Below are 5919 nucleotides of genomic sequence, written 5' to 3' on the forward strand. Positions count from 1 at the left end.
CCCTCGTTGGGGAGGGGTGTCCCACCGACGCAGCTACGGCAGCGCCGGCCGTCTGGCAAGGTGGATAATCGTCGTCAGGGCGTGGTTTCAGGCGCAGTGGGAGGCGCCAATGACGCTGATCGGAAACCCGGCGCCACGGGCCGGTGCGACACGGGCGCGGGTGGAACATGCCCGCGTCGCGGCCTGAAGACTTGATTTTGACGTCCCGCGGCGCGACCTTCTTGGGATGAACAGCTATTCGGCGTTTCCCGGAGGCGCCGCCGGTCAGCCGGTCGTCTCCTTCCACCGGACCGAATTGTCGGTGATCCTGTCGCTCTACGGCCGCATGGTCGCCGCCGGCGAATGGCGCGACTACGGCATCTCGAGCCTGCGCGACGCGGCGGTCTTCTCGGTCTTCCGGCGCACCGCCGAGAACCCGCTCTACCGGATCGAGAAGCGGCCCAAGCTGCGCGCGCGGCAGGGCGAGTACGCGGTGATCGGGATGGACGGGCAGGTCCTCAAGCGCGGGCATGACCTGAAGACGGTACTGCGCGTGCTCGAACGCAAGCTGATTCGCGCCGTCGAGTGAACAGCCGGCGCGCGCGCTAGCGCGACAGGCGTGCGCGGCGGGTCACCGCCCCGTCGCCTTGCGCCGCGATCCGCGCGATGGCCGCCTTCAGCGGTTCGTAGGCCACGGCCATGTGGTGCACGTTGGCGTGCAACAGCATGTCCGGCGCAGAAACCCAGGCGACGTGGCCCTTCCAGAACAGCAGATCGCCACGCCGCACCGGCGCGCCCGGCGCCAGCGTCTCGCCCAATGCACGCTCTTGCATGTCGCTGTCGCCGGGGCACGGCACGCCGCAAAACGCCAGCGCAAGTTGCACGAGGCCCGAGCAGTCGATCCCGAAGGCCGAGTTGCCGCCCCACAGGTAGGGCGTGCCCAGCAGGCGTTCGGCCACCGCCACCGGGTCGTCGGCCCGCGCCTCGACCGGCTCGAGATGTGCGGCCGGCACGAAGCCGAGCGGCGTTTCCAGGAACCGGCCGTGGGACTTCGACACCTCCAGCCGGGTCCCCATCGACAGCGTGACACGGTCGGGCGACTTGAAGTCGGGCCGTTCATAGGCGTGCGTCGCGCGGGCGCTCACGCGGTGGGTCGGCGTGCGGGTCGGGCCCAGCGCGTCCTGGTCCACGTAGCCGACATAGCCGTCGTCGGCCGATTGCACGAAAGCCCAGCCGGCGTGGCGGTCGAATACCGTCACGATGGCACCTGCCAGAAGCTGCCGGTCGCGCGCGCCGCCGGGTGCGGCGCACAGGTCGACCACGGCCGCGTCGATGCCGGCGGCCTCGCCCTCGACATAGCGGGGGGCGTCGATCCGGCCGCGCAAAGATGCCGCCGCCACGCGGTCGTTGGCCGGGGTCAGGCGGCGGTCGCTCACAGCTTCAGCACGACGTCGAGAGCGCCGAGGATCGCGCGCGGACCCTGGCCCAGGCCGCCCTTCGACCGGCCCGGCGCGGCAGATTGCTGCCAGCCGTAGATGTCGAAATGCGCGTAGCGCGTGCCCGGCTCGACGAACCGGCGCAGGAACAGCGCGGCGGTGATCGCTCCCGCCATGCCGCCGGACGGCGCATTGTCCAGGTCCGCGATCCCCGGCTCGATCAGCGCTTCGTAGGGGTCGTGGAAGGGCAGGCGCCAGACCGGATCGGCCGACGCGCGGGCCGCGGTCTCCAGCGCGATCGCGACGCCGTCGTCGTCCGTGAAGAACGGTGCGATGTCCGGGCCGACGGCCACGCGCGCGGCACCCGTCAGCGTCGCCATCGAGATCAGCAGGTCGGGCTGTTCCTCGCAGGCGTAGGCCAGCGCGTCGGCCAGGACCAGCCGCCCCTCGGCGTCGGTGTTGTTGATCTCGACCGTCAGGCCCTTGCGCGAGGTCAGGATGTCCTGCGGCCGGAAGCTGTTCGACGAGACCGAGTTTTCGACCGCGGGGATCAGCACGCGCAGCCGCACCGGCAATTCGAGCGCCATGATCGCCTGCGCGAGGCCCAGCACGTTCGCCGCGCCGCCCATGTCCTTCTTCATCAGGCCCATCGAGCTGCCGGGCTTGAGGTTCAGACCGCCCGTGTCGAAGCAGACGCCCTTTCCCACCAACGTGACCAGCGGCCCGGTATCGCCCCAGCGCATGTCGATCAGGCGCGGCGCCTGTGGACCGGCCCGGCCGACGGCGTGGATCATCGGGAAGTTGTTCTGGATCAGCGCCTCGCCGATGATCACCTCGAGCGTCCCGCCGAAGGTCTCCTGCATCGCGCGCGACGCGGTTTCCAGCGCGGCGGGGCCCATATCCGCGGCCGGCGCGTTGATCAGGTCGCGGGTCAGCGCCTCGGCTTCGGCCAGGATCTCGATCCGGGCGGTGTCGACCCCCTCGGGCGGGACGAGGTCCGCGCCGGCATTTTCGGACGCGCCGGGGCGGTAGCGGGTGAACGTGTAGGACGACAGCAGCCAGCCCAGGCATTCGTTGGCAAGCGCGCCGTCGTCTATGCCGCCAGCGATGCTGTAGATGCCCGGTGCCAGGCGCGGCACGGCCGCCGCCAGCGGAAAGCGCACGCGCGCACGGTCACGCGGCGTGCCGTAGCCCGCCAGCGCGGCGCGGGGCGCCCCGCCCGGGCCGGGGATCATCAGCGCCGCGCCGATCGTGCCGTCGAAGCCCGACGCCTCGACCCAGTTGCGGGTGTCGTCGTCGGCCTGCGCGATCCAGACATCGACCTGGTCCGGGGACAGCACGTGAAGCGGCCATGCCTCGGACGAGGCGGGGGCAAAGGACAAGGGCATCGACGGCAACCTGCGTTGGGAATTCGCCGGCATCGTAAGCCCTGCGCCCTTGTCCGCAAGGGATCAGACGGACAATTCCGGCGAATTCCACAGGCGGACCAGCGACTGTTCGGCGATGCGCGTCAGGCGGCTGAGCGTCGCGGCCACGGCCACCGGATCGGCGTCCTCGATGCACAGCATCACGTCGCGCGACACCTGCGCCATGCTCTTCAGGCCGATCTGCTCGGCGACCGGGCAAAGCGCGCGCAGCGCCTTGTGCAGATCCTCGGGCGGGCCGTCGATCGCCAGGCGCTGGATGTGGAACAGGCGCTGGCTGATATCCTCCATCGCGCGGCAGACTATGTCCTCGGCCCCGAACGGCCCCAGATCGCTGCGCAGCATTTCGAGCGGTTCCGCGTCCACACGCGGCCGTTCGTTAGGAGCAAGAAAGATCACAGTCACTACACACCCTTCCCAGTCGTGCCCCCACGGCTGCCCCCGGTGTGGCAGAGCACGGTTCCCAAAAGGTTGAGCCTGCCCGGCCTTTTCGCTCGAATTTCCACTGAATTCAGCGTATTCGGATCGGCGATATCCCGAACCGGAGACGCGACATGCACCGCGTGCGCCCGCTGCCCGCCTACCTTGTCCAGCGCTATCACGGCTGGAAAGCCACCGGCTACCAGGAGAACCGCGCCTGGTACAAGCGTCTGGCGACCGAGGGCCAGAGACCGCGCGCGATGGTCATCTCGTGCTGCGATTCGCGGGTGCACGTGACCTCGATCTTCGGCGCCGACCAGGGCGAGTTCTTCATTCATCGCAACATCGCCAACCTCGTCCCGCCGTTCGAGCAGGACGGCGCGCAGCACGGCACGTCGGCAGCTTTGGAATACGCCGTCACGGCGCTGGCGGTCGCGCACGTGATCGTGCTGGGCCATTCGCAATGCGGTGGCGTGCAGGGCTGCATCGACATGTGCGAGGGGCGCGCGCCCGAGCTCGAGAAGGAGACGTCCTTCGTCGGGCGCTGGATGGACATCCTGCGCCCTGGCTACGAGCGCATCCGCGAGACCGGGGGCGACAAGGCGACCGCGCTCGAGAAGGAGTCGGTCGTGGTGTCGCTGCGCAACCTGATGACGTTTCCGTTCGTGCGCGAGGCGGTGGACGACGGCAAGCTCACGCTGCACGGCGTCTGGACCGACATCGGCGAAGGCGGGCTGGAATACTGGGATGCCGCCGCCGACCAGTTCAAGCCGGTCTAGACTGGCGTCCGGTCTCCGCGCAGGTCGGAACGCAACACGCCCGAGCGGCCGTCGCGATCCGCGCGGATGGTCGCGCGCCCCAGCCGTCCCGCCAGAAGCCGCAGCGGAACGCCGAGGCACGCGCCGGTGCAGACCGGCAGGCCGGCATCGTCCAGGATCACCAGCCGCCCGTCGCGGAACCCCACGCCGTACCCCCGCGCGGCCAACCGCAGCGCCAGGTCGTTCCACGATCCCGCCGCGTCCACGATGGGGCGCAGGAAGGCACGCAGCAGCGCCAGCGTCTCGGAATCCAGAGGTTCGGGCAGGGCCCCGGTCCGCTTGAAATCATTGGCAGAGGGTATGTGCATCTGGGTCGCTCCAACAATCAGGGACTCAGCGTGGGGCAGGAGATGGGCAAAAGTTCGACCGCCTCGGACTTTCGACAGGAACGGGAAACGAAGCGTTAACGCCGCGTCTCTACGCTGACGGGATGTCGCGTATCGAAGTCACGCTCCGCCCGTCGGGACCCGTTCACGATCAGGCCACGCGCCTTGCGCGCGCCCGGGGCGAGACGCTGTGGGACATGACCGAACGCGCGTTGCGCCGCGAGATCGCGCGCATCGAGCGGTTCGGTCCGAACGCGGGGCTGGCGTCGCCGGGTGTGCTGCAGGATCTCGATCACGCGCGCACTTGGCCGGACCTGCTCGCGCGGTTGCGCGTCCGGGGCCTTGCGGCACGGATGGATGGTGCAGGGATCACCGTCTTTCGTCTGGATGACGGCGCGCGGCTGGATCTGCCCGAGCATCGCGCCGACGGGCGGGATTTGCTGCTTCGCCTCGGTCCATCCGTGGACGACGATATCCTGCACTGGGATCAAGACCGCGCGGTCGACCCCGCCGTGGCCGGCCGCGTCGACCGACAGGCCTAGCGCAGAATGGCCCGAAGAAGCCGGCGCAGCACGCCTGCGCGTCGCGGGCGCGGCGACTTGCGCGTCAGCGAAAGGTCGCGCGCCGCCATCGCCACGATGCGCCGTCCGCGTGCGATGTCCGACATGGCGATCTTCATGATGGATGCTCCCGCTTCGTCCGGCTTCGCCTTATGCGGGGGCATCATGTCCGGCGGATGTGACCGGAATGCGGCCGGTGCCGCGGGCGCGACGGGCGCGGGAATGGCGATTTCAGGGCCGCCATGCCCCGCGCCCGCGCCAATCACGGGCGCAGGGCGCGGATCGTTTCCGCGATCAGCCCTTTTTCAGCACGCGCTGGCCGAAGACCTCGGCGATCTGCACGGCGTTCAGCGCCGCGCCCTTGCGCAGGTTGTCGCTGACGCACCAGAAGTTCAGGCCGTTGTCGATCGTGCTGTCCTGCCGGATCCGGCTGACGAAGGTCGCGAAATCGCCGACGCAGTCGATCGGCGTGATGTAACCGCCGTCCTCACGCTTGTCGACGACCATGATGCCCGGCGATTCACGCAGGATGTCGCGGGCCTCGTCCTCGTCCAGGAAGTCTTCGGTCTCGATGTTGATCGCCTCGCCGTGGCCGACGAAGACCGGCACGCGCACGCAGGTCGCGGTGACCTTGATCGACTTGTCGAGGATCTTCTTGGTCTCGGCGACCATCTTCCATTCCTCCTTGGTCGAGCCGTCCTCGAGGAAGACGTCGATGTGGGGAATGACGTTGAAGGCGATCTGCTTCTGGAACTTCTTCGGCGGCACTTCCGAGACCGGATTGTAGACCGCCTTGGTCTGGTCCCAGAGCTCGTCCATGCCTTCCTTGCCCGCGCCCGACACCGACTGGTAGGTCGACACGACGACGCGCTTGATCTTCGCGCGGTCGTGCAGCGGCTTCAGCGCCACGACCATCTGCGCGGTCGAGCAGTTGGGGTTGGCGATGATGTTCTTCT

At 69.0% G+C, this 5919-nt stretch carries 9 protein-coding genes; 3 read left to right on the forward strand and 6 right to left on the reverse strand.

Translation table 11 applies throughout. From position 1 onward, the window contains the following. The first annotated feature begins 226 nt into the window (after window positions 1–226). The gene (locus ACFDTC_RS17035; RefSeq protein ID WP_375260073.1) at window positions 227–568 is read left to right on the forward strand and encodes a DUF2794 domain-containing protein; all 342 of its coding nucleotides are present in this window, start codon (window positions 227–229) and stop codon (window positions 566–568) included. 16 nt (window positions 569–584) lie between these two features. Here ACFDTC_RS17035 and ACFDTC_RS17040 read toward each other — a convergent pair whose 3' ends face one another. From ACFDTC_RS17040 to ACFDTC_RS17050, 3 genes are all read right to left on the reverse strand, one after another. Continuing rightward, on the reverse strand, window positions 585–1415 hold the full coding sequence (locus tag ACFDTC_RS17040) for a C40 family peptidase (RefSeq protein ID WP_375260074.1): 831 nt from the start codon (window positions 1413–1415) through the stop codon (window positions 585–587). Next, window positions 1412–2803, reverse strand: a complete 1392-nt coding sequence (locus tag ACFDTC_RS17045) for a M17 family metallopeptidase (protein WP_375260075.1) — start codon at window positions 2801–2803, stop codon at window positions 1412–1414. Before ACFDTC_RS17045 ends, ACFDTC_RS17040 begins: the two co-directional genes overlap by 4 nt. Window positions 2804–2866: 63 nt before the next feature. Continuing rightward, a complete protein-coding gene (locus ACFDTC_RS17050) occupies window positions 2867–3184 on the reverse strand; it encodes a hypothetical protein (protein ID WP_375260076.1) in 318 nt (105 codons plus the stop codon). Window positions 3185–3393: 209 nt separating this feature from the next. Here ACFDTC_RS17050 and ACFDTC_RS17055 point away from each other — a divergent pair, with 209 nt between their 5' ends. Continuing rightward, complete coding sequence (locus ACFDTC_RS17055; protein ID WP_375260077.1) at window positions 3394–4038, forward strand: carbonic anhydrase; 645 nt, start codon at window positions 3394–3396, stop codon at window positions 4036–4038. On the opposite strand, the gene ACFDTC_RS17060 is transcribed toward ACFDTC_RS17055, so the two are convergent. Beyond that, entirely contained in the window at window positions 4035–4385 is a 351-nt protein-coding gene (locus ACFDTC_RS17060) for a hypothetical protein (protein WP_375260078.1), read from the reverse strand. The genes ACFDTC_RS17055 and ACFDTC_RS17060 overlap by 4 nt on opposite strands. A 215-nt stretch (window positions 4386–4600) precedes the next feature. Between ACFDTC_RS17060 and ACFDTC_RS17065 the strand changes: the two genes are divergently transcribed. Next, the gene (locus tag ACFDTC_RS17065) at window positions 4601–4945 is read left to right on the forward strand and encodes a hypothetical protein (RefSeq protein WP_375260079.1); all 345 of its coding nucleotides are present in this window, start codon (window positions 4601–4603) and stop codon (window positions 4943–4945) included. On the opposite strand, the gene ACFDTC_RS17070 is transcribed toward ACFDTC_RS17065, so the two are convergent. Together ACFDTC_RS17070 and ACFDTC_RS17075 are read right to left on the reverse strand one after the other, a co-directional pair. Then, window positions 4942–5229 carry a hypothetical protein gene (locus ACFDTC_RS17070; RefSeq protein WP_375260080.1) on the reverse strand — a complete coding sequence of 96 codons (288 nt, stop codon included), beginning with the start codon at window positions 5227–5229 and terminating at the stop codon, window positions 4942–4944. The two genes, ACFDTC_RS17065 and ACFDTC_RS17070, sit on opposite strands and share 4 nt — an antisense overlap. A gap of 28 nt (window positions 5230–5257) precedes the next feature. Further along, a partial coding sequence (locus ACFDTC_RS17075; protein ID WP_375260081.1) for an aspartate-semialdehyde dehydrogenase occupies window positions 5258–5919 on the reverse strand: 662 nt, incomplete at its 5' end.

Origin of the sequence: Citreimonas sp. (assembly GCF_042096055.1) — a bacterium.
Taxonomy (GTDB): domain Bacteria; phylum Pseudomonadota; class Alphaproteobacteria; order Rhodobacterales; family Rhodobacteraceae; genus Citreimonas.